The 21,420-nt window shown below is 71.1% G+C and carries 22 protein-coding genes; 10 read left to right on the top strand and 12 right to left on the bottom strand.

Going from position 1 to position 21,420, the window contains the following annotated elements; genetic code table 11:
• Positions 1 to 26 precede the first annotated feature (26 nt).
• Positions 27 to 500: a hypothetical protein gene (locus ABCS02_RS13600; RefSeq protein ID WP_345836177.1), complete on the bottom strand. Its 474-nt coding sequence runs from the start codon at positions 498 to 500 to the stop codon at positions 27 to 29.
• Positions 501 to 679: 179 nt separating this feature from the next.
• On the opposite strand from ABCS02_RS13600, the gene ABCS02_RS13595 reads away from it, so the two are divergent.
• Positions 680 to 2,083, top strand: coding sequence for an MFS transporter (locus ABCS02_RS13595; RefSeq protein ID WP_345836338.1), 1,404 nt, complete (start codon positions 680 to 682; stop codon positions 2,081 to 2,083).
• Positions 2,084 to 2,096: 13 nt separating this feature from the next.
• Here ABCS02_RS13595 and ABCS02_RS13590 read toward each other — a convergent pair whose 3' ends face one another.
• Together ABCS02_RS13590 and ABCS02_RS13585 are read right to left on the bottom strand one after the other, a co-directional pair.
• Positions 2,097 to 3,014 carry a serine hydrolase gene (locus ABCS02_RS13590; RefSeq protein ID WP_345836176.1) on the bottom strand — a complete coding sequence of 306 codons (918 nt, stop codon included), beginning with the start codon at positions 3,012 to 3,014 and terminating at the stop codon, positions 2,097 to 2,099.
• A gap of 43 nt (positions 3,015 to 3,057) precedes the next feature.
• Complete coding sequence (locus ABCS02_RS13585; RefSeq protein ID WP_345836175.1) at positions 3,058 to 5,022, bottom strand: M13-type metalloendopeptidase; 1,965 nt, start codon at positions 5,020 to 5,022, stop codon at positions 3,058 to 3,060.
• A 76-nt stretch (positions 5,023 to 5,098) separates the two neighbouring features.
• Between ABCS02_RS13585 and ABCS02_RS13580 the strand changes: the two genes are divergently transcribed.
• Positions 5,099 to 6,421 (top strand): MATE family efflux transporter, encoded by a 1,323-nt coding sequence (locus ABCS02_RS13580; protein ID WP_345836174.1) that lies wholly within the window; start codon positions 5,099 to 5,101, stop codon positions 6,419 to 6,421.
• A 4-nt stretch (positions 6,422 to 6,425) separates the two neighbouring features.
• On the opposite strand, the gene ABCS02_RS13575 is transcribed toward ABCS02_RS13580, so the two are convergent.
• The gene (locus tag ABCS02_RS13575) at positions 6,426 to 7,016 is read right to left on the bottom strand and encodes a TrmH family RNA methyltransferase (protein WP_345836173.1); all 591 of its coding nucleotides are present in this window, start codon (positions 7,014 to 7,016) and stop codon (positions 6,426 to 6,428) included.
• A gap of 229 nt (positions 7,017 to 7,245) precedes the next feature.
• Here ABCS02_RS13575 and ABCS02_RS13570 point away from each other — a divergent pair, with 229 nt between their 5' ends.
• Both ABCS02_RS13570 and ABCS02_RS13565 read left to right on the top strand, forming a co-directional pair.
• Complete coding sequence (locus ABCS02_RS13570; protein WP_345836172.1) at positions 7,246 to 8,526, top strand: Nramp family divalent metal transporter; 1,281 nt, start codon at positions 7,246 to 7,248, stop codon at positions 8,524 to 8,526.
• Between the two features lie 9 nt (positions 8,527 to 8,535).
• Positions 8,536 to 9,174, top strand: a complete 639-nt coding sequence (locus ABCS02_RS13565; protein WP_345836171.1) for a metal-dependent transcriptional regulator — start codon at positions 8,536 to 8,538, stop codon at positions 9,172 to 9,174.
• On the opposite strand, the gene ABCS02_RS13560 is transcribed toward ABCS02_RS13565, so the two are convergent.
• Entirely contained in the window at positions 9,164 to 9,589 is a 426-nt protein-coding gene (locus ABCS02_RS13560) for a very short patch repair endonuclease (RefSeq protein WP_345836170.1), read from the bottom strand. The two genes, ABCS02_RS13565 and ABCS02_RS13560, sit on opposite strands and share 11 nt — an antisense overlap.
• A gap of 50 nt (positions 9,590 to 9,639) precedes the next feature.
• Between ABCS02_RS13560 and ABCS02_RS13555 the strand changes: the two genes are divergently transcribed.
• Together ABCS02_RS13555 and ABCS02_RS13550 are read left to right on the top strand one after the other, a co-directional pair.
• A complete protein-coding gene (locus ABCS02_RS13555) occupies positions 9,640 to 10,800 on the top strand; it encodes a DNA cytosine methyltransferase (protein WP_345836169.1) in 1,161 nt (386 codons plus the stop codon).
• 7 nt (positions 10,801 to 10,807) lie between these two features.
• On the top strand, positions 10,808 to 11,566 hold the full coding sequence (locus ABCS02_RS13550) for a GIY-YIG nuclease family protein (protein WP_345836168.1): 759 nt from the start codon (positions 10,808 to 10,810) through the stop codon (positions 11,564 to 11,566).
• A gap of 9 nt (positions 11,567 to 11,575) precedes the next feature.
• Here ABCS02_RS13550 and ABCS02_RS13545 read toward each other — a convergent pair whose 3' ends face one another.
• A complete protein-coding gene (locus ABCS02_RS13545) occupies positions 11,576 to 12,532 on the bottom strand; it encodes an SDR family NAD(P)-dependent oxidoreductase (protein ID WP_345836167.1) in 957 nt (318 codons plus the stop codon).
• A 52-nt stretch (positions 12,533 to 12,584) separates the two neighbouring features.
• Between ABCS02_RS13545 and ABCS02_RS13540 the strand changes: the two genes are divergently transcribed.
• Together ABCS02_RS13540 and ABCS02_RS13535 are read left to right on the top strand one after the other, a co-directional pair.
• A complete protein-coding gene (locus tag ABCS02_RS13540) occupies positions 12,585 to 13,394 on the top strand; it encodes an HAD-IIA family hydrolase (RefSeq protein WP_345836166.1) in 810 nt (269 codons plus the stop codon).
• A gap of 1 nt (position 13,395) precedes the next feature.
• Positions 13,396 to 13,974, top strand: coding sequence for a YdeI/OmpD-associated family protein (locus ABCS02_RS13535; RefSeq protein WP_345836165.1), 579 nt, complete (start codon positions 13,396 to 13,398; stop codon positions 13,972 to 13,974).
• 52 nt (positions 13,975 to 14,026) lie between these two features.
• Here ABCS02_RS13535 and pyrE read toward each other — a convergent pair whose 3' ends face one another.
• On the bottom strand, positions 14,027 to 14,605 hold the full coding sequence (gene pyrE, locus ABCS02_RS13530; protein ID WP_345836164.1) for an orotate phosphoribosyltransferase: 579 nt from the start codon (positions 14,603 to 14,605) through the stop codon (positions 14,027 to 14,029).
• Between the two features lie 227 nt (positions 14,606 to 14,832).
• Between pyrE and ABCS02_RS13525 the strand changes: the two genes are divergently transcribed.
• Positions 14,833 to 15,675, top strand: a complete 843-nt coding sequence (locus tag ABCS02_RS13525; RefSeq protein WP_345836163.1) for an exodeoxyribonuclease III — start codon at positions 14,833 to 14,835, stop codon at positions 15,673 to 15,675.
• A 25-nt stretch (positions 15,676 to 15,700) separates the two neighbouring features.
• On the opposite strand, the gene ABCS02_RS13520 is transcribed toward ABCS02_RS13525, so the two are convergent.
• The 5 genes from ABCS02_RS13520 to ABCS02_RS13500 all read right to left on the bottom strand — a co-directional run bounded on the left by ABCS02_RS13520 (position 15,701) and on the right by ABCS02_RS13500 (position 19,849).
• Entirely contained in the window at positions 15,701 to 15,952 is a 252-nt protein-coding gene (locus tag ABCS02_RS13520; protein WP_345836162.1) for a hypothetical protein, read from the bottom strand.
• Between the two features lie 223 nt (positions 15,953 to 16,175).
• The gene (locus tag ABCS02_RS13515) at positions 16,176 to 16,811 is read right to left on the bottom strand and encodes a dihydrofolate reductase family protein (RefSeq protein ID WP_345836161.1); all 636 of its coding nucleotides are present in this window, start codon (positions 16,809 to 16,811) and stop codon (positions 16,176 to 16,178) included.
• Between the two features lie 37 nt (positions 16,812 to 16,848).
• Positions 16,849 to 17,571, bottom strand: a complete 723-nt coding sequence (locus ABCS02_RS13510) for a helix-turn-helix domain-containing protein (protein WP_345836160.1) — start codon at positions 17,569 to 17,571, stop codon at positions 16,849 to 16,851.
• Positions 17,572 to 18,012: a VOC family protein gene (locus tag ABCS02_RS13505; protein WP_345836159.1), complete on the bottom strand. Its 441-nt coding sequence runs from the start codon at positions 18,010 to 18,012 to the stop codon at positions 17,572 to 17,574.
• Between the two features lie 43 nt (positions 18,013 to 18,055).
• Positions 18,056 to 19,849, bottom strand: coding sequence for a glycoside hydrolase family 15 protein (locus ABCS02_RS13500; RefSeq protein ID WP_345836158.1), 1,794 nt, complete (start codon positions 19,847 to 19,849; stop codon positions 18,056 to 18,058).
• A 55-nt stretch (positions 19,850 to 19,904) separates the two neighbouring features.
• Between ABCS02_RS13500 and ABCS02_RS13495 the strand changes: the two genes are divergently transcribed.
• Positions 19,905 to 21,266, top strand: coding sequence for a glucose-6-phosphate dehydrogenase (locus ABCS02_RS13495; RefSeq protein ID WP_345836157.1), 1,362 nt, complete (start codon positions 19,905 to 19,907; stop codon positions 21,264 to 21,266).
• Positions 21,267 to 21,420 lie beyond the last annotated feature (154 nt).

Genomic DNA, 21,420 nt, shown 5'->3' with positions numbered 1-21,420 from the left:
GCCCTGATGAGTCTAGTCGGAGCCGTTCAGCCGGCCGCGGACGAGGGGCACTGCGCCGAGACGAGCGTCTGCACCGCTCCCTGCGCGCCGTTCAGCGTGATGGCGGCGACACCGGATGCCGCGCCCCACGCGAACTGGACCGTCGCGGTCGGGACGGACGTCGTCGCAGCCTGGCAGTCGAGGTGCGCCACCGGCACGCGCACCTGACGCGTCGCGTGCGCGGGAACCTCGGTGATCGTGGAGCCGACGAGGATGCTGCCGAGCGCCGGCGCCCGCAGCCGGACGCGCGAGACGTCGACCGGCTCATCCGTCGTGTTGCTGATCGTCATCGCGAGCTCGTTCTGATCGGTCGCGACGAGCGTGGCGCGGATGCCCTCGGGGAGGGCCGTCGCCGACGGCGCGGGCGCCGGCAGGCCGTTGCAGCCGGCGAGCAGAACAGCGGCCGCGGCGACGGCGACGACCGCGAACGAGGCGCGCAGGGCGTATCGCGGACGTATCATCCGTCCCCCCGCACAGACATCGGCATAGTACATAGGGTATCCGCAGCGCGCCTATGCGCTTGCCGTGAGCGCGCGCCCGCCCCCGACGGCGACGCGGGAGGTCTTCCGGAGCCGGCCTCCGATCCGCCGCGGGTAGGGTGGAGGACGTGACGGATGCTGCGCGGAGACGACTCAGCAGGATGCCGTCGCAGAACGCGATCATCGCGGTTCTGGCCCTCGCCGGCGTGTCCGCGTCGTTCATGTTCACGCTCGTCGTGCCGATCCAGGCGAAACTTCCCGAGCTCCTGAACGCGACCCGGGACGACACCGCCTGGGTCGTCACCGCCACGCTCCTGTCCGCCGCCGTGGTGACCCCGATCGCCGGCCGGCTCGGCGACATGTACGGCAAGCGGCGCATCGTCCTGGCGCTGCTGGCGGCGCTCATCGTCGGCTCGATCATCGCTGCGCTCTCCGCCGGGGTCATCGGGATCATCGTGGGCCGCGTCCTGCAGGGAGCCGCGGTCGGCGTCATCCCCCTGGGCATCTCGATCCTCCGCGACGTGCTGCACACCGACCGCGTCGAGCCCGCGATCGCCCTCATCAGCGCCACGCTCGGCGTGGGCTCCGCGATCGGGCTGCCGATCAGCGCGTTCGTCACGGAGAACCTGGATTGGCACGCGCTGTTCTGGCTCGCGGGGGCGCTCGGGGCGATCATGTTCGTGCTCGTCCTGTGGATCATCCCGGTCAGCGTCCTGCGCACCGCCGGCCGGTTCGACTACCTCGGTGTCGTGGGCCTCGCCGCCGGCCTCGTCGGCATCCTGCTCGCGGTCTCGCGCGGGAGCGAGTGGGGCTGGGGATCGCCCGCGACCCTCGCCTGCGGCCTCGGCGGCGTGGTCGTCCTGCTGGTGTGGGGCTGGTACGAGCTGCGGACCCCGCACGCGCTGCTCGACCTGCGGATCGCGGCGCGCCGGCCCGTGCTGCTGACGAACCTCGCCTCGGTCGCGCTCGGGTTCGCACTGTTCTCCTCAAACGTCCTCATCCCGCAGATGCTCGAGCTGCAGGCCGGGCTCAGCGTCGGCTTCGGCCTCTCGCTGCTGCACGCGAGCCTCATCGTGATGCCGGCGGGGCTCGTGATGATGGTGCTCTCGCCGTTCTCGGGGCGGCTCGCGCGCACGTTCGGCCCCCGGCTGCTGCTCGTGCTGGGATCGACAGCGCTCATCGTCGCCTACCTCTTCGTGCTCCTGTTCCACTCCGAGGTGTGGCACCTGCTCGTCACCAACATCATGATCGGCGTCGGCATCGGGTTCGGCTACGCGTCGATGCCGATGCTCATCATGCGCTCGGTCCCGCAGAGCGAGACGGGCGCCTCGAACGGCCTCAACACGCTGTTCCGGCAGGTCGGATCGAGCACGGCGGCGGCCGTCGTGGCCGCGATCCTCGCGAGCATGTCGTTCACCGTCGGCACGCAGCAGATCCCGACGCCCGCCGCGTTCGAGCTCTCGTTCGGCCTCGGCGCAATCGCGGCGACCGTGGCCCTCGTGCTCGCCCTGTTCGTCCCGCGCGCCCGCGACCCGCGCGAGCAACGTCCGTCGCTGCCGCGGTAGCCGCGCGGGCGTCTCAGTAGACGTACTCCATGAGGTCGACGCCGAGCGCGCGGAAGCACTCGTCGATCTGCACGCCGTGCGTGATCACCCGCTCGTCGAAGCGGACGATCAGCGCGTAGGACAGGCCGGCGCGGGGCCCGGCGAGCACGCCCGCCTCGGCCCGCACCCCCGGCTCGCGCCCCGTCTTGTTGACGAGGACCAGCCCGCTCGGATCCGACGCGTGCGCGAACGGATCCAGACCGGTCGCGGCCCCCACGAGGCCGAGGTCATGATTGAGGCTGAGCCATCCGGCGATCCGCTCGCTCACCCGCACCGACACCGCCTGCGCCCCTACGAGCACCGAGAACAGCGTCGCGTACTCCCGCGCCGACCCGAGCGCGGGATGCGGGGCGTCGTCTGGGCCGCGGCTGTCGCGGAAGTGGTCCATGATCGCCGTACGCGTCAGGCCGAGCCCCTCGATGCGCGCGCGGACCCCGTCGAGCCCGACCCGGCCGAGCAGCGCGTTGGCGGCGAGCGTGTCGCCCGTCGACGCCGCGAGAACGGCGAGGTCGACGAGCGGGAGGCTCGAGGTCGCGAGGTGCTGCCACGTGCCCGCCGTATGGACGCTCGCGACGGCCTGCCGATCGACCCGCTCGAACGGGTCGAGGGATCCGTCCTCGAAGCGCGCCGCCACCTCGATCAGCAGCGGCACGACCCCGAGCCCCGCGACCGGCAGCACGAGGTGGTCGTCGCCGGCGAGGATCGAGGTGCGCCGGTCGAGGTCGTCGACCCGCAGCGACACCTGCGCGCCCGCCTCGGCGAGCGCCTCGAGCCCCCTCAGCGACGACGCGAACGTCCGCGTCGTGACCGGCCGCGGCGCGATCCGCCGCCCCCCTCTCCGACTCGCGCGCGTCGGCACCAGGTCTCGCGGGAGCTCGGCGGGCGCGCCCATCGGCAACGCTCCTTCCGCGTCGGAGAGTCGGACGGAGGAGGCGCTACCAGATGCTGACGCGCTGCTCCGGATCCAGCCACAACGCGTCGTTCTGTGTGACGCCGAAGGCATCATAGAACGCGTCGATGTTGCGAACGATCTGGTTGCAGCGGAACTCGTTCGGCGAGTGCGGGTCGATCGTCAGCAGGCGGATCGTCTCGGCATCCCGGCCCTTCTGCTGCCAGATCTGCGCCCAGCTCAGCAAGAGCCGCTGGATGCCCGTCAGACCGCCGATCTCGGGGTCCTCGCCGCCCGCGAGCGACAGCTCGTACGCGCGGATCGCGATGCCGAGGCCGCCGAGGTCGCCGATGTTCTCACCGATCGTCAGTGCGCCGTTGACCTTGTGTTCATCGGATAGACCCCGAGGCGTCAGCTCCGCGTACTGCGCGATGAGGCTCGCGGTGCGCTCCTCGAAAGCGGCGCGGTCCTCGTCCGTCCACCAGTCGCGGAGGGTCCCGTCGCCGTCGAAGCGACTGCCCTGGTCGTCGAAGCCGTGGCCGACCTCGTGCCCGATGACCGCGCCGATCCCGCCGTAGTTCGCGGCCGCGTCACGGTCCGCGTCGAAGAACGGGTACTGCAGGATCGCCGCGGGAAACACGATCTCGTTCATGAGCGGGTTGTAGTACGCGTTCACGGTCTGCGGCGTCATGTGCCACTCGTCGCGGTCGATCGGCCCGCCGATCTTGGCGAGCTGCCGGTCGTGCTCGTGGACGTGCGCACGCCGGACGTTGCCGACGAGGTCGTCGCGGTCGATCTCGAGGCCGGAGTAGTCGCGCCAGGTCACGGGGAACCCGATCTTGGGCGTGAACGCCTCGAGCTTCGCGAGCGCGCGCTCGCGGGTCTCCGGGCTCATCCACTCGAGCTCCGAGATGCTCTCGCGGTAGGCCGCGATGAGGTTCCCGACGAGCTCGTCCATCGCCTGCTTCGCGGCCGGCGGGAAGTGCCGCTCGACGTACACGCGCCCGACGGCCTCGCCGAGCGCCGCCTCCACGAGGCTGACGCCGCGCTTCCAGCGCTCGCGGTTGACCGGCACGCCCGTGAGCTGCGTGCCGTAGAACGAGAAGTTCTCGTCGACGAAGTCGTCCGACAGGAAAGCCGCGGCCGCGTGCACGACCTTGAACCGGAGCCAGGCCTTCCAGTCCTCGAGCCGCTCGGGCACGAGCAGCGCACCCAGGCCCTCGACGAAGCTCGGCTGGTAGACCACGACCTCGGCGAACGCGGCCTCGCGACCCGCGGCCACACCCTCCAGCCAGGGCTGCAGGTCGACGCCGGCGAGCGCCGAGACCTCGTCCCACGTGCGGAGGTTGTAGGTCTGCACGGCGTCGCGGCTGCGCACGTTGTCCCAGTGGTGGGCCGCGATCTCGCTCTCCAGCGTGACGATCCGGTCGGCGTTCGCCCCGGCATCCGGGATGCCGGCGAGCCCGAGGATGCGCTCGATGTGCTCGCGCAGCGCGATCCGCGTCTCGTGGAACGTGTCGAGCCGGTAGTAGCTCTCGTCCGGCATCGAGAGGCCGCCCTGGATCAGGAACGGGACGTAGCGCTGCGGGTTGCCCGGGTCGGGCTCGACGTAGAGCTCGATGAGGCCGGAGATGCCGTCGCGCTCGAGTTCGCCGATCGTCCGCAGGAGCGCGGGGATCGACTCGACGGCGTCGACCGTCGCCAGCTGCGGCGCGAGGGGACCCGACCCGAGCGCCGCGACGACGGCCGTGTCGGTGAAGCTGGCGTAGAGGTCGCCGATCTTGCGCTCCTCGGTGCCCTCCGCGGCACCCTGCGACTCCTCGACGATCGCGTGGACGTCCTTCTCCGCCTGCTCGGCGAGGAGGTGGAACGAGCCCCAGCGCGCCTTGTCGTCGGGGATCTCCGTGCGCTCGAGCCATTTGCCGTTGACGTGCAGGTACAGGTCATCCTGCGGACGGACCTCGTCGTCGAAGTCGTCCACCGCCAGACCGGGAGGAAGCTGTGTGGTCATTCCTCCACAATAGGCATCGGGCACCCCCACCCCGCTCTGCGCGGACCGCTGGGCGTGCGCGCCGTAGGCTTTCCGGGTGACGCGTGCGGACACCCTGAGCCGCGACATCCTCCGGCTCGCCGTCCCCGCCCTCGGTGCTCTCGTCGCGGAGCCGCTGTTCCTCATCGTGGATGCCGCCCTCGTCGGCCATCTCGGGGTCGTGCCCCTCGCCGCGCTCGGCCTCGCCTCCGCAGTGCTCCAGACGATCGTCGGGCTCATGGTCTTCCTCGCCTACTCGACCACGCCGTCGGTGGCGCGCCGCGTGGGCGCGGGCGATCCGTCGGGCGCGGTGCGGGCCGGCATCGACGGGATGTGGCTCGCCCTCGGGCTCGGGCTCGCCCTGGCGATCGCGGGCTTCCTCGCGACCCCGTTCGTCGTGGGGCTCTTCGGCGCCGGACCGGACGTCGCGCGGGATGCCGAGACGTACCTCGCGATCTCGATGTGGGGCCTGCCCGCGATGCTGCTCGTGTTCGCCGCGACCGGGCTCCTGCGCGGGATGCAGGACACGGTCACGCCGCTATGGATCGCCGGCACCGGCTTCGGCCTGAACGCGCTCCTCAACCTCGCCTTCATCTACGGGCTCGGCTGGGGCATCGCCGGCTCCGCCGCCGGCACCGTGGTCGCCCAGTGGGGCATGGTGGCCGCGTACGCGATCGTGGTCGGGCGTCTCGCGCGCCGGCACGCGGCATCCGTCGGTCCGCGCGCGGCCGGGCTCGGCGGCTCCGCGCGATCGGGCGGATGGATGTTCCTGCGCACCGTGAGCCTCCGCGCGGCCCTGCTCGCCACGGTCGCCGTCGCGACCACGCTCGGAGCGCCGGAGCTCGCGGGCTGGCAGATCGTGTTCACGATCTTCTCCACCGCCGCGTTCGCGCTCGACGCGCTCTCGATCGCGGCGCAGGCCCTCGTGGGGAAGAGCATCGGCGCGGCGGACCTCGAGACCGCGCGCCACGTGCTGCGCCGCATGATCGCCTGGGGCGCGTGGTTCGGCGCGATCGTGGGGGTCGTCGTCGGCGGGCTCTCCGGGGTCATCGGGCTGCTGTTCACGGGCGACGCGGCTCTCGCCGCGATGATCCAGCCCGCGCTCCTCGTGCTCGCGGTCGCGCAGCCGCTGTGCGGCGTGGTGTTCGTGCTCGACGGCGTGCTCATCGGCGCGAACGACGGCCGCTACCTCGCGATCACGGGCGGCCTGAACCTCGTGCCGTTCGTGCCGTGTCTGCTCGTGCTCGCGCTCCTGCATCCCGCCGGCGCCGCAGGTCTCGCGGGGCTCTCGGTCGCGTTCTTCGGCGTGTACATGCTCGCCCGCATCGCGACGCTCGGCTGGCGCATCCGCGGCAGCGCCTGGCTGCACCGCCCCGCCTGACCCCTCAGGCCCAGCGGCGGCACCATTCGTACATCACGACCGCGGCCGCCGCGGCGGCATTGATCGAGCGCGTCGAGCCGTACTGGGCGATCTCCACGGCACCGGATGCCGCGGCGAGCGCCTCCTCGGACAGCCCGGGACCCTCCTGCCCGAACAGGAGGACGCAGCGCTCGGGCAGCTCGGCCGCCGGGAGCGGGACGGAGCCGGCGACGTTGTCGACGGCGACGATCGGCAGTGCGTGCTCGGCGGCCCACCGGGCCAGCGCCGGCACGTCCTCGTGGTAGCGCACGTGCTGGTAGCGGTCGGTCACCATCGCACCCCGCTTGTTCCAGCGCCGCCGGCCGACGATGTGCACCTTCGCGGCGAGGAACGCGTTGGCGCTGCGCACGATCGAGCCGATGTTGAGGTCGTGCTGCCAGTTCTCGATCGCGACGTGAAACGGATGCCGCCGCGCGTCGAGGTCAGCGACGATCGCGTCCATCGTCCAGTAGCGGTACCGGTCGACGACGTTGCGCGCGTCGCCCTCCGCAAGCAACTCGGGGTCGTAGCGCGGATCGTCCGGGAGCGGGCCCGCCCACGGCGGCACCCCCGTCATCCGGCTTCCCCCGCGACATCCATCCCCCCACGCTACGGCCCCGCGCCGCCCGCCACCCCCGGCCACCTCCCCGTGCCACCTCCCCGTGCCACCTCCCCGCGAGAACGCGCTTGTGTCACGAAATGGGGTCCATTTCGTGACACAAGCGCGTTCTCGGCGTCGGGCAGCCGGGGTTTCGGCGTCGGGGGGCGGGTTTTCGGTGTGCCGAAAAAGGGGGTACGGTCGAGGGATGACCAGGGATGTGGTGGCGCGCAGCGCGGCGCGCGCGGCGGCACCCGGACCCCGTGTGGCGTGGCTCGTGGGGCCGGCGCTCGTCGCGGGCGTCGCGTACCTCGACCCCGGCAACGTCGCCAGCAACATGACCGCGGGCGCCGGCTACGGCTACCTGCTCGTGTGGGTCGTCGTGCTCGCGAACGTCATGGCGTGGCTCATCCAGTACCTGTCCGCGAAGCTCGGGATCGTGACCGGCCAGAGCCTGCCGGAGACGCTCGGCCGCCGCATCCGGAACCGCTGGGCTCGCCGCGCGTATTGGCTGCAGGCCGAGCTCGTCGCGATGGCGACGGACATCGCCGAGGTGATCGGCGGCGCCGTCGCGCTGAACCTCCTCTTCGCGCTGCCGCTCGTGTGGGGCGGAGTCATCACGGGCCTCGTCTCGGTCGGCGTCCTGATGCTGCAGTCGAAGCGCGGGCCGCGCACGTTCGAGTCCGTCGTCATCGCGCTCGTCGTCGTCATCGCGGTCGGCTTCACGGTCGGCGTGTTCGTAGCCCCGCCCGACCCGGGCGGCGTCCTCGGCGGTCTCGTCCCCCGCTTCCAGGGCACCGACTCGGTGCTGCTGGCCGCCTCGATCCTCGGCGCGACGATCATGCCCCACGCGATCTACGCGCACAGCGCGCTCGCCCGGGATCGGTTCGCGCCGCACCTCCCGCACGAGGATCTGGAGGCAGGGCGCGGCATCGGCACCGCGCGTCTGCTGCGCGCGACCCGCTGGGACGTCACGATCGCGATGGCGATCGCTGGCACCGTGAACCTCTGCATCCTCCTGCTCGCGGCCGCGAACCTCCAGGGCGTGGCCGGCACCGAGACGCTCGAGGGCGCGTACGCCGCCCTCCGCGACGGGATCGGCCCGGTCGTCGCGACCCTCTTCGCAGTGGGCCTGCTCGCGAGCGGCCTCGCGAGCACCTCGGTCGGCGCGTACGCGGGCGCCGAGATCATGCACGGGCTGCTCCACGTGCGCGTGCCGATGCTCGCGCGGCGGCTCGTCACGCTCGTCCCCGCGCTCGCGATCCTCGCGCTCGGCGTCGACCCCACGCTCGCGCTCGTGCTGAGCCAGGTCGTGCTGTCGTTCGGGATCCCGTTCGCGCTCATCCCCCTCGTGCGTCTCACCGCGCAGCGCGCGGTGCTGGGACCGTTCCGCAACCGCGTGATCACGACGGTCGCGGGGATCGCGGCATCCGTCTTCCTCATCGCGCTGAACGGGGTGCTGCTCGGACTGCTCATCACCGGCGGGTAGCCTGTCGGGGTGGCCCCCTCGCCCGCGATCGACGACTACCTGAAGACGATCTATCACCACACCGAGTGGCAGGACGCGCCCATCACACCGTCGCAGCTGGCGGCGGAGCTGGGTCTCGCGCCGTCCAGCGTCACGGAGATGGTGCGCAAGCTCGCCGCGATGGACCTCGTCTCCCACCGCCCGTACGGGCCGATCGCGTTGACGGATGCCGGTGGCGAGCGCGCGGCCGCGATCACGCGGCGGCATCGCCTCATCGAGACGTGGCTCGTGCGCGAGTTCGGCTACGCGTGGGACGAGGTGCACAACGAGGCCGAGATCCTCGAGCACGCCATCAGCGACCGCCTCCTCGAGGGGATCGACGCGCGCCTCGGGCGTCCGCGCTTCGACCCGCACGGCGACGCGATCCCGGATGCCGCGGGCCGTGTCGAACGCGTTCCCTACGTGCGGCTGCGGGAGGCGGACCCCGGCCACCGCGGGCGGGTCGTGCGCGTGAGCGACCGGGATCCCTCGCTCCTGCGGCTCCTCGACGACGGCGGGATCACGGTCGGCGCGGACGTCGTGGTGCGCGACGCGCAGACCCTCGAGCTCGCGGGCCGCGCGGTCGCGCTGCCCGCTCACGCGGACGAGGCGGTCTTCCTCAGCCGCTGACCCGCGCCGCGCGGACAGCCCCCTCAATCGCTGTGGCAACCCTCTCCGGCTCCTGGTGCTCCCAGAATCTCAAGACTGTCCAGCCGGCGGCCCGCAACAGTTCATCAGTGTTCACGTCGCGTTCTCGATTTCGCGCGATCTTCGGTTGCCAGTAGTCGGCATTCGCTCGAGGCATCACAAAGTGCTCCGGACACCCGTGCCAGAAACAGCCATCAATGAAGACGGCGACTCGCCACCGTGTGAACACGATGTCCGCCGTCCTGCGGATACTGGAGACCGGACGAAGATGAGTTCGATAGCGCAGACCGCGTTGATGCAGGAGCGACCTCACGGCCCTTTCGGGGCCTGTGTCCTTCGAGCGATTGGCCGTCATCGCGCGACGAGCCTGATCACTGGAGGCCCATGAATCCGCCACACCGCGATGGTAAGCCGCGAGGCTTGTATGCGCACGGCTACCCTGTCGTCATGCCCGCACTCACCCCGATTGAGGCCGCCCGCCCAAAGGCCCTCGAGTTCTTCGCTGGCATCGGGCTAGCGCGAATGGGGCTGGAAGCCGGAGGCTTCCGGGTTGCGTGGGCCAACGACTACGAACCAGACAAGAAGGCGATGTACGACGCCCAGTTCGGCGACCGTGCAGACCACCAGTTCACGCTCGGCGACGTGGCCGCGATCGACGCGTCTGAGTTGCCGCAGGATGCCTCCCTCGCGTGGGCGTCGTCCCCTTGCACCGATTTGTCGCTTGCGGGTGCCCGGGCAGGCCTGGCAGGCCGCCAGTCCAGCGCTTTCTGGCAGTTCATCCGCCTCCTGCGCGAACTGGGCGACCGACGTCCGCCCGTCGCAGTCCTCGAAAACGTCACCGGGCTTGCGACTTCGCATGGGGGCGACGACCTCGCGGCGGCCATCATGGCGTTCAATGATCTGGGCTACTCCGTTGACGTTCTCGCAATCGATGCCCGACGCTTCGTGCCTCAGTCCCGTCCGCGCCTTTTCCTTGTCGCAGCCCAAGACGCACCGGAGGAAACCGACGAGTTCGTCTCCGACTTGAGGCCAGATTGGCTGAGCGGCATCTTCACCGACAGTTCTCTACGCACTCACCGGGCGAAGCTTCCGGCGCCTCCAGCACCGATGATCGAGGGTTTTGGCGCGCTCGTCGAGGATATTCCTCCAAGCGATGGACTCTGGTGGGACGCCGATCGCACGGCGGCGTTCGTGGCTTCGCTCTCACCCATTCAGCGCGAGCGAGTGACAGCGATGCGACGCACACCCGGCGTGAAACACCGAACGGCGTATCGGCGCACTCGTCGGGGCGAGGCTGTCTGGGAGGTGCGTCCGGACGATATTTCAGGTTGCCTCCGAACGGCCCGCGGCGGCTCTTCAAAACAGGCTGTCGTGAAGCTCGGCAACAAGCGACTGCAGGTGCGCTGGATGACACCGCGCGAGTATGCGCGCCTCATGGGCGCAGCCGATTACGACCTGAGCGGTGCGCGAACAAACCAAGCCCTCTTCGGCTTCGGCGACGCGGTTGCCGTGCCCGCAGTGGCGTGGTTGGCCGAGCACTACCTGGAGCCTCTGGCAACCGGACGGTTGACCAGGATCGACGCCAGAGAGCTGCGCGCAATTGGCTAGCCGAGGTGTGGCGTCGTACAACGCAACAGACGCTGTGCCGCCGAAGAAGTCGATGCCGACGCGCTTCGTGCAGGGCTTTCGGGCGCGACTGACAGACGCGTTGGACTCGATGGACACCCGAAGCGGGAAGAAGCTAGGGCGCTGCATCGGCGTGTATGCGTTCTACGACTACGACGGAGAACCAATATACGTGGGGCAGACCTCCGAGAACTTCGCGACTCGCATCGGCCGACACCTTCGCGGCCAACGGTCCGACACGCTTGCCTACCGAATACTGGACCCTTTCGAGGTAGCAGAGATGGAATTGTTCCCTCTTGAGGAGTTGCGAAAGGACCCCGAGAAGCGAGCAAAGCTGGATGCCGCCGAATACTCGGTCTATCGGCGCGCTATCCGCGACTCAAAATACAAGGCGATCTTGAACGAGAAGATTCCGCCCGTTTCCCCGGAAGCAGAGATTCCAGCCTCGTTCCGCTTCCCTCTGATCCCGGATGAACTACGCGAGGACCGCGAGCATCCGGATGTGCGAATCGCGCGACGTGCTGAGACGCTCGCCCGCGTTGCCGCTGTCGCACACGAGCGCGGGGAGGTGTCGGCTGGCCTGCGGCGAGTGATCGTCATCCAAGCTGTGAGGCTAGCCGACCTCGCCGCCGCACGATTGGCGTATGCGGAGGGCCGACCCCGACCCGGCGCTTACGCGTTCGACGTGACCGCCTTGGTCGGCAACGTCCTCAGCGACGCGGACGACCTTGAGGAGGACGAGCAGTGATCCTCTTCCTCAGCCGCTGACCCGCGCCGCGCGGGCGAAGGGCCACTCCACGCGCGCGGACTCCTCGCAGAAGCTCCACAGCCGTGCGCCGATCTCCGGATCGCGCGTGATGCGCGACGGGCGCGCGCGTCGCGGCGTGCCCTTGACGAGCCCCCGCGGCCCCCAGAAGTCGCCGCTGGCCGCCGCCGGATCGGCGAGCGCCCGGACGAGGGGCCACGCGCCGCGCTCCTTCGACTGCGTGAACGGCGCCTGGAGGTTGTCGGCGAAGCGGGTGAGCCGCGTCGGCTCGTGGACGCCCTCGATTCCGGGCGTGCGCCCGCCGATCGAGTACCCCGGATGCGCCACGAGGCTCGCGACCGGCACGTGCGCATCGGCCAGGCGGCGGGCCGCCTCCAGCCCCAGCGCCGTCGTCGCGACCTTGGACTGCGCGTACGCGCGCCACGGCGAGTAGTTCTCCTTCAGCTGCGGATCGACCGGGTCGTAGGGCGCGATGGTCGTGGCCATGCTGCCGACCCACACCATCCGGCCCGAGCGCTGCGCGAGCGGGACGAGCAGCTCGCCCGCGAGGGCGAAGTGGCCGAGGGCGTTGGTGGCGAAGACGACCTCGTTGCCGTCGAGCGTGGTCTCGCGGCGCTTCGGCGGGTGCACGATGCCTGCGTTCAGGAGCAGGCCGTCGAGCCCGTCCGACGCGCGCACGGTGGCGGCCGCCGCGCGCACCGAGCCGAGGTTGCTCGTGTCGATGAGGAGGGTCTCGACGGATGCCCCGGGCACGCGGCCGAGCAGCGCGCGCTTCGTCGCGGCGAGCCGGTTCGGATTGCGGCCGGTCGCGATGACGTGCGCACCGGCGCGGGCGAGCTGCTCGCACGCGAAGTATCCGATGCCCGCGGTGGAGCCGGTCACGAGGTACCGTCTCCCGGTCAGATCCGGCAGGTGGCGCGGATCCCAGTCCGTCGCGCGAGCGGTCACGAGAACGACCTTACCCGCGGTCCTCGTCGCACGCGGTGAATAGGCTGACCCCATGCGGACCCATGCGGACGTCGACTGCTGGCTGACGGACATGGACGGCGTGCTCGTCCATGAGAACCGGCCGATCCCGGGCGCCGCGGAGCTGCTCACGCAGTGGCGCGACACCGGCACCCCGTTCCTCGTCCTGACCAACAACCCGATCTTCACGCCCCGAGACCTCAGCGCGCGCCTGGCCCGATCCGGCCTGGACGTGCCGGAGGACAACATCTGGACGTCCGCGCTCGCGACCGCCGAGTTCCTCCGGTCGCAGCTGCCCGGCGGCACGGCGTTCGTCATCGGCGAGGCGGGCCTCACGACCGCGCTGCACGAGGCCGGCTACGTGATGACCGAGACGCAGCCCGACTACGTCGTCGTCGGCGAGACCCGCCAGTACTCGTTCGAGGCGATCACGACCGCCATCCGCTTCATCAACGCGGGCGCGCGGTTCATCGTCACGAACCCGGATGCCACGGGCCCGACGCCGCACGGGATCGTGCCCGCGACCGGGGCGTTCGCGGCGCTCATCACGAAGGCCACGGGCAAGGAGCCCTACGTCGTCGGGAAGCCGAACCCGATGATGTTCCGCTCCGCGCTCAACCGGATCGGCGCGCACTCCGAGTCGACGGGCATGATCGGCGACCGCATGGACACGGACATCGTGGCCGGCATCGAGGCGGGCCTGCACACCGTGCTCGTGCTGAGCGGCATCAGCGACCGTGCCGAGATCGAGCGCTACCCCTTCCGTCCCGACGAGATCGTGAACTCGGTGGCCGACCTCGTCGCGGCGGCGCCCGTCGAGTCGGACCTGCCGGAGGTGAGCTGACGTGGGCGCGCTCGACGACGGCATCCGTCTGCGCATGCCGGATGCCGCGGCCTGGCGCGCGTGGCTCGAGGAGCACCACGCCCGCTCGACCGGGGCGTGGCTCGTGCGCGCGCGGCCCGGATCGACTGAGGTGCTGGTGGAGTACGAGACCGCGGTCGAGCACGCACTGTGCTTCGGCTGGGTCGACGGGCCGACGCGGACGTTCGACGAGCTGAGCGGGGGCCTGTGGTTCGCGCCACGGCGGCCGCAGAGCGCGTGGGCGGCGTCGAACCGCGAGCGCGTCGAGCGCCTGGAGGCGGCGGGGCTCATGACGGATGCCGGACGCCGCGTCATCGCGGCGGCGAAGGCGAACGGCGCGTGGAGCGTGCTGATGGGCCCCGAATCGGGGATCGAGCCGCCGGAGCTCACGGCCGCGCTCGACGCGGTGCCGGAGGCGCGCGCTGCGTGGGACGCCTTCCCGCCCTCGGCCCGCAAGCTCGGGCTCACGACGGTGGCGATGGCGAAGCGGCCCGAGACGCGCACGGCGCGGATCGCGAAGCTCGTCGCGGATGCCGCGGCCGGCATCCGCCCCACGACCTGAGCGCTTCCCCGCCGAGCGCGCGCCAATCCCTGTGCTCGCGCGCGGAGATGGGCTACTGGGGGGCGAGGCCGAGGTCGTCGAGGTCGATCGCGGCGAGCCACGCGAGGCCGGCGGCCTCGACCGCGGCCTGCGCACCGGTCTTGCGATCGACGATCACGGCGACGGCCACGACCTCGGCGCCCTCGCGGCGGAGGGCCTCGACGGCCTTGAGCGCGGACTGGCCGGTCGTGGAGGTGTCCTCGACGACGACGACGCGCTTGCCGGCGACCTCGGCGCCCTCGACCTGGCGGCCGCGGCCGTGGTCCTTGGGCTCCTTGCGGACGACGAACGCGTCGAGCGGCCGGTCCGTGCCGACGGACGCGTGGAGCACCGCGTTCGCGATCGGATCGGCGCCGAGCGTCAGCCCGCCGACGGCGACGATGCCGTCGACGTCGCGGATCAGGTCGAGCATGATCCGTCCGATCGACGGAGCCGCACGGTGGTCGAGCGTGAGCTTGCGCATATCGACGTAGTACGCCGCCTTCTTGCCGCTGGAGAGCGTGAAGTCGCCGTGGAAGACGGCCTCCGCCCCGATCAGCGCGATGAGCGCCTGGCGTTCCGACTCGAGCTCAGGCGTTCCTGCGACCGTCATGCCCCCGAGTCTAGGCGGCGCACTCCGGGTCCTCCGCCCCGCTCACGCGCGTACGCCCCGATCCCCCACCCCGCGAGAACGCACTTATGTCACGGAAACGCCACAAAAACGTGACACGAGCGCGTTCTCGCGGAGGTGGGGCAGGAGGAGGAGGGCCGGAGGAGGAGGGCCGGAGGGGGAGGGTTGGGAGGAGGGACGGGTCGGAGGGCCGCCCTAGGCTGGTCGTCATGCGCCTGGCCACCTGGAACGTGAACTCGATCCGCGCCCGCGTCGGCAGGATCGTGGACTTCGCCGTCCGCGAGAGCGTCGACGTCCTCGCGATGCAGGAGATCAAGTGCAAGGCCGAGCAGTTCCCGTACGCGGAGTTCGAGGATGCCGGCTACCACGTCGCGGCGCACGGCTTCAGCCAGTGGAACGGGGTCGCGATCGCGAGCCGCGAGCCGATCGCCGACGTCGAGCACGGTTTCCCCGGGATGCCGGGGTTCGAGAAGGGGCACAACGGCCCGGATGCGCCGCTGGAGGCGCGCGCGATCGGCGGCACCGTCGCGGGGGTCCGGGTCTGGAGCCTCTACGTGCCCAACGGCCGGGCGCTCAACGATCCGCACTACTTCTACAAGCTCGACTGGCTGGGCGCGCTTGCCGACTACACGCGTGAGACCCTGACGGCGGATCCGGACCGCGCACTCGCGCTCGTGGGCGACTACAACATCGCGCCGACCGCGGCCGACAACGGCGATCCCGCGGTCGTGGAGGGCTTCGCGACGCACGTCTCAGGCCCCGAGCGGGAGGCGTTCGCCGCGCTCGAGGCCAGCGGCCTGCAAGACGTCGTGCGCCCCCTCGTGCCGGCGGGCTTCACCTACTGGGACTACAAGCAGCTGCGCTTCCCCCGCAACCAGGGCATGCGGATCGACTTCATCCTCGGCTCCCACGCGCTGGCCGACGCGACGCGCGGCGCGCGGATCCACCGCGACGAGCGCAAGGGCGAGTCCCCCAGCGACCACGTCCCGGTCGTCGTCGACCTGGACCTCACGGGCCCGGACGCCGACGACCGCCCGATGATCTTCGGCTGACCGCGCCCGCGGCATCCCGCGCCGGTCAGTCGGCGGGCGCAGCCTCGGCGGCAGGCGGGGACTTGAACCGCTGCTGCGCGCCCTGCTTCGTCAGACCGTAGACCTTGCCGATCGTGGCCCAGGAGGCGCCGCCCGCGCGCGCCGCGGACACGGCGTCTCGCTCGGCGAGCTCCGCGGCCTCCCGCAGATCGCGGGCCGCGGCGAGCGACTCCAGCGGATCGCGCGCGCCCTGCAGCGCCTTGACGGCGTGGGCGAGATCGCGGCCCGGTTTGGACATGGCTCCATCGTAGGGGCGCGACACATCGACAACGAACAGTTGACAATGTCGTCAATACACGGTTGACTTCCTAGTCAACACAGACTTGACGGCGAAGGGGGTGCACCCATGGCTAAGAAGAAGGACAAGAAGAAGAAGGGCAAGAAGGGCAAGAAGAAGTGACCTTCTGCGAGAGGGCCGGGACCGCGAGGTCCCGGCCCTCTCGCATTCCCCCGCCCCGAGGTCAGACGCCGCGATTCGGCTCGTCCATGTTCCCGGTGCGGACCGGTCCGCCGGGTGCGTAGCGCAGCAGCACCGCGCCGGTCGATCCCTGGATCGGCGGCCCCACGAGCGACAGGGATGTCGGTACCGCGCCATCCGGGAAGACCTTCTTCCCCTGCCCGAGCACGAGCGGGTACACCCACAGGGCGAGCACGTCGTACAGGCCGCGGGCGAGCAGGGTCTGCGCGAAGTCGATGCTGCCGATCACGTGCACGTCCTCGTGTCGCGCCCGCAATCCGTCGATCTCGGCGACGAGGTCGGGGCCGAGCTGCGTCGTCCCGGGCCAGTCGAGCGCGGGGGTGCCGCGGGAGGCGACGTACTTCGGGATCGCGTCGAACCGCCGCCCGACCGCACCGTCCGGGCCGTCGGTGTGCTGCGGCCAGTAGCCCGCGAAGATGTCGTACGTGCGGCGGCCGAGCAGGAGCGCGTCCATCGCCTCGATGCCGCTCAGGATCTCCCCGCCGACGACGTCGTCGAAGAACGGCGCCTGCCAGCCGCCGAACGGGAACGCGCCGGAGGGATCCTCCTCCGGGCCGCCCGGCGCCTGGGCGACGCCGTCGAGCGTGGTGAACAGGTCGATCGTGATGCGTCCGGTCATGGGATCCTCCTCGGTTCAGGCGACGGACGTCTTCGGTTCAGGCGACGGACGTCGCGGTGGCGGCGGTCGTGGTCGGCACGCCCGCCTCGATGTGGAAGGTGCTGGCGAAGCGCTCGAGGAGCGTCGCGTCGCCCGCGAGCACGTGCAGCTCGCCCGCGTCGATCGCCGCGGCGGGCGCGAGCTCGCCCGAGATGACCCGCCGGATGCCGGGACCCGCCGCGAAGACGAGCTCGGCCTCGCCGGCCGGGAGGACGCCACCGACGGGCGCGGCCCGCGGCGCGAGCTGCGCGATCCGGAGCCCGTCCGCGCCGACCTGCACGCGCAGCGCGACATCCCCGACGTGCACCTCGTAGTCGGCCGGCGGGAGGGATGCCGCGATCTCGGGCCGGAACGCGGTGCGCAGCGCCATCGTGAGCGAGTCGGCGGTCACGACGTCATCCGGTCCGGGCTCCCCCATCGCGGCGAAGCCCCAGCGGCCGAGCGCGAGCACGATCGGTTCGAGCGCACGGCCATAGGGGGTGAGCTCGTACACGAGCCCGCAGTTCTTCAGGGGCACGCGTCGCACGATCCCGTTCTCCTGCAGCTCCTTCAGCCGCGTCGACAGGATGTTCGTGGGGATGCGGGGCAGGCCCTGCTTCAGGTCGGTGTAGCGGTGCGGGCCGACCAGCAGATCGCGGATGATGAGCAGCGCCCACCGCTCCCCGACCAGCTCGACGGCGGTCGTAACCCCGCAGTACTGCCCGTAGCTGCGCGAGGTCACTTACGCCTGCGCCTGCTCCGCCAGGTACGCCTCGGGACCGATCTCGGCGGCACGCGGCTCCATGAAGAGGAACCCGATCGCGTTCCCGTCCGGGTCGTCGAGGTCGCGGGAGTACATGAAGCCGAAGTCCTGCGCCGGCCGCGGCTCGGTGCCACCCGCGCCGAGCCCGGCGGCCATGACCGCGTCGACCTCCGCCCGGGAGTCGCGGGTGAACGCGATCGCGACCTGCGCGCTCGTGGCGGGATCGATGATCGGCTTGTCGGTGAACGTGCCGAGGTACTCGCGCGTCAGGACCATGAAGTAGACGTTGTCGTCCCACACGATGCACGCCGCGTTGTCGTCGGTGAAATCGGGGTTGATGCTGCAGCCGAGGGCGGTGTAGAACGCCTTGGCGCGCTCGAGGTCGGTCGTGGGCAGGTTGACGAAGATGTTGGTTGCCATGCGTCCACGCTTGCAAAAGACAAGCAAGCTTGTCAAGAGCGAGTCAGGAACGGCGGGCGGCGCGTCCGGTGTGGCCGGCGAGGGCGTCCGCGGCGCGCACGAGCGCGAGGTGGGAAAACGCCTGCGGGGTGTTGCCCGCCTGCCGCGCACCCTCGGTGTCGTACTCCTCGGACAGGAGACCGACATCGTTCGCGAGCGCGCACACGCGCTCCATGAGCGCGGTCGCGTCCTCGATCCGCCCGCTGCCGGCGTACTGCTCGACGAGCCAGAACGAGCACGCGAGGAACGGATGCTCCGGGCCGGGCAGCCCGTCGACACCGCTCGTGTTCCGGTAGCGCATGAGCAGGCCGTCATGCATCAGGACCCGCTCGAGCTCCGCGACCGTGCCGAGCATCCGCGGGTCGTCGTGCGCGCAGTAGCCGACCTGCGCGAGCAGGAGCAGGGAGGCATCCACCTCCGTCGAGCCGTAGTACTGCACGAAGTGCCCGCGCTCGGCGTCGTACCCGTGCGCGTCGATCTCGGCGCCGACGTCGTCGCGCAGCCGCTCCCAGCGCTCGGCCGGCCCATCCAGACCGAACTCCCGGACGGCACGCGCGCCGCGGTCGAACGCCGCCCAGATCATGGCTCGCGACTGGGTGAACTTCTGCGGTTCCCCGCGGATCTCCCAGATGCCGTTGTCCGGGCGATCCAGGCTCCGCTCCATCTGCTCCAGCAGCGCCACCTGCAGCCGCCAGGAGAACCGGCTCTCCGCGATGCCCGCCGCGCGCGCGGCCTCCAGGGCCATCATCACTTCGCCGATGACGTCGCCCTGGTACTGGTCGGATGCCGCGTTCCCGATCCGCACCGGGGCCGCGCCCTGGTAGCCGGGGAGGTTCGTCATCTCGCGCTCGACGAGATCGCGCTCGCCGGAGAGCCCGTACATGATCTGCATCTGGCCCGGATCCCCCGCGAGCGCGCGCAGCAGCCACTGCCGCCACCGCTCGGTGACGCGCAGGAACCCGTGCGAGATCAGCGCCTCGATCGTGAGCGCGGCATCCCGCAGCCACACGTACCGGTAGTCCCAGTTGCGGACGCCGCCGAAGTCCTCCGGAAGCGAGGTCGTCGCCGCCGCGACGACGCCGCCGGTGTCCTCGTGCGTGAGGGCGCGGAGCACGAGCAGCGAGCGCACGACCTCGGCCTGGAAGGGGCCATCGTGGTCGATCCGGGCCGCCCAGTCCTGCCACCACTCCCGCGTCTGCGCGAGCATCTCGTCCACGTCCACCATGTGCGGGGTGTCCTCATGCGAGGGGAACCACGTGAGCGTCAGGCCGCGCTGCTGCCCCGCGGCGACCGTGAACCGTGTGCGGTGCACGTGGTCGTCGGCCGTGTACGCGGCGCCGCGCACGAGCACGGCATCCGGTCCCGCGACCGCGAGGAGCGCCGGGGCGCCCTCGCCGCCCGCCTGCTGGAGCCACGGGATCGTGCGCGCGTAGTCGAACCGGAGGCGCAGCGCGCTCCGGAACTCCACCTCGCCGGAGATCCCGACGACGCGCCGGACGAGCTCGACACGGCCGCCGTCCACGGGCATGAACTCGTGCACCTCCGCGACACCCGTCGGGGTTTCCCAGCGTGTGACGAGCACGAACGTGTCGCCGTCGTACGAGCGATTCGGTATCGCGTCCAGGCTCGCCGGGCGCAGACTCCAGTGACCGTGGTGCTTCTCGCCGAGGAGCGCCGCGAAGATCGACGGGGAGTCGTAGCGCGGCAGGGAGAGCCAGTCGATGCTGCCGTGCCGGGAGACGAGCGCGGCCGTGCGGCAGTTGCTGAGGATCGCATAGTCCTCGATGGGCGCGGACATGCCCCGATTGTGTCAGCTCGACCGGCGGACACGGCTGATCGCTAGGGTGTGGCCTATGGCCGATGAGACCACGCTTCTGATCCTCGGCGCGTCAGGCGACCTGACTTCGCGCCTCCTCCTGCCGGCCCTCGGTCAGCTCCTCTCCCGCCAGCCCGACCGCGACGTGCGGCTGCTCGGCGCCGGGATGGACGACTGGACCGACGACCACTGGCGCCAGACTGTGCGCAACGCGTTCGATTCGGCCGACGCGGACGCGGCCTACGCGACGGTGTCCGACACGACCTACCATCGGGCGGACATCACGAATCCGGCGGATCTGAAGGCCCTCCTCAAGACGACGAACGGCCGGGTCGCGCTGTACTTCGCCGTGCCGCCGTCGATCGCGGAGCGGGCGTGCGAGGCACTGGCATCCATCGAGCTGCCCGAGGGACTGGTGCTCGCGCTCGAGAAGCCGTTCGGCACCGACGAGGAGAGCGCGCGCCGCCTCAACCAGCTGCTCGAGAAGCTCGTGCCCGAGAAGCAGGTCTTCCGCGTCGACCACTTCCTCGGCCGGTCGACGCTGCTGAACGTGATCGGGGTGCGGTTCGCGAACCGCGTGTTCGAGCCGGTCTGGTCGGCCGAGCACATCGAGTCGATCGTGATCCGCTACGACGAGTCGCTGGGCCTCGAGGGACGCGCGGGCTACTACGACAACTCCGGCGCGCTCCGCGACATGATCCAGAGCCACCTGCTGCAGGTGCTCGCGATCGTCGCCATGACGCCGCCGGCGACCCTCGACGAGCAGGATCTGCGGGACGCCACGACCGCGGTCCTGCGGGCGACGCACGTGTGGGGCGACGATCCGGTGGCCTCGTCGCGCCGCGGGCGCTACACGGCCGGCCGGGTGGACTCGCGCGATCTGCCGTCGTACGTGAACGAGCCGGGCGTCGACCCCGCGCGCGAGACCGAGACGCTCGCCGAGGTCACGTTCGAGATCCGCACCGCGCGGTGGGAGGGCGTGCCGATCACGCTCCGCTCCGGCAAGGCCATCACCGCCCGCAATGCGGACATCGTGCTCACCTTCCGTCCCGTCCGGCACCTGCCTGCCGGCTTCAACGGCGACGCCCCGGGGTCGCAGCTGCGGTTCACGCTCGGCCCCGACATCATGGCCCTCGACCTCAACGTGAACGGCGGGGACAACCCGTTCGATCTGCACCGCGCGACGATGGAGGCCGACCTCGGCGAGGGCTCGATCCGCGCCTACGCCGAAGTGCTGTCCGAGATCCTCGACGGCGACGCCTCCCTCTCGGTGCGCGGCGACGCGGCCGAGGAGTGCTGGCGCATCGTCCAGCCCGTGCTCGACGCCTGGGCCGCCGACCAGGTCCCCCTGGAGGACTACCCCGCCGGCTCGTCCGGCCCCGCCACCTGGCCCCGCTGACCGGGGGCGGGGGCCCGCCTCGGGCCCGCGCCCTGCGCCCGCGCCCGGGCCCGCATCCGCGAGCACACCTCCTCCTCGCGAACCCACCCGCTCGCGGCGCGAGGAGGACGTGCGCTCGCGAGGAGGAGGTGGGCTCGAGGGAGAGGGGAGGGAG

Source organism: Microbacterium sp. X-17, from assembly GCF_039615055.1.
This window is presented reverse-complemented; position numbering and strand designations above follow the sequence as displayed.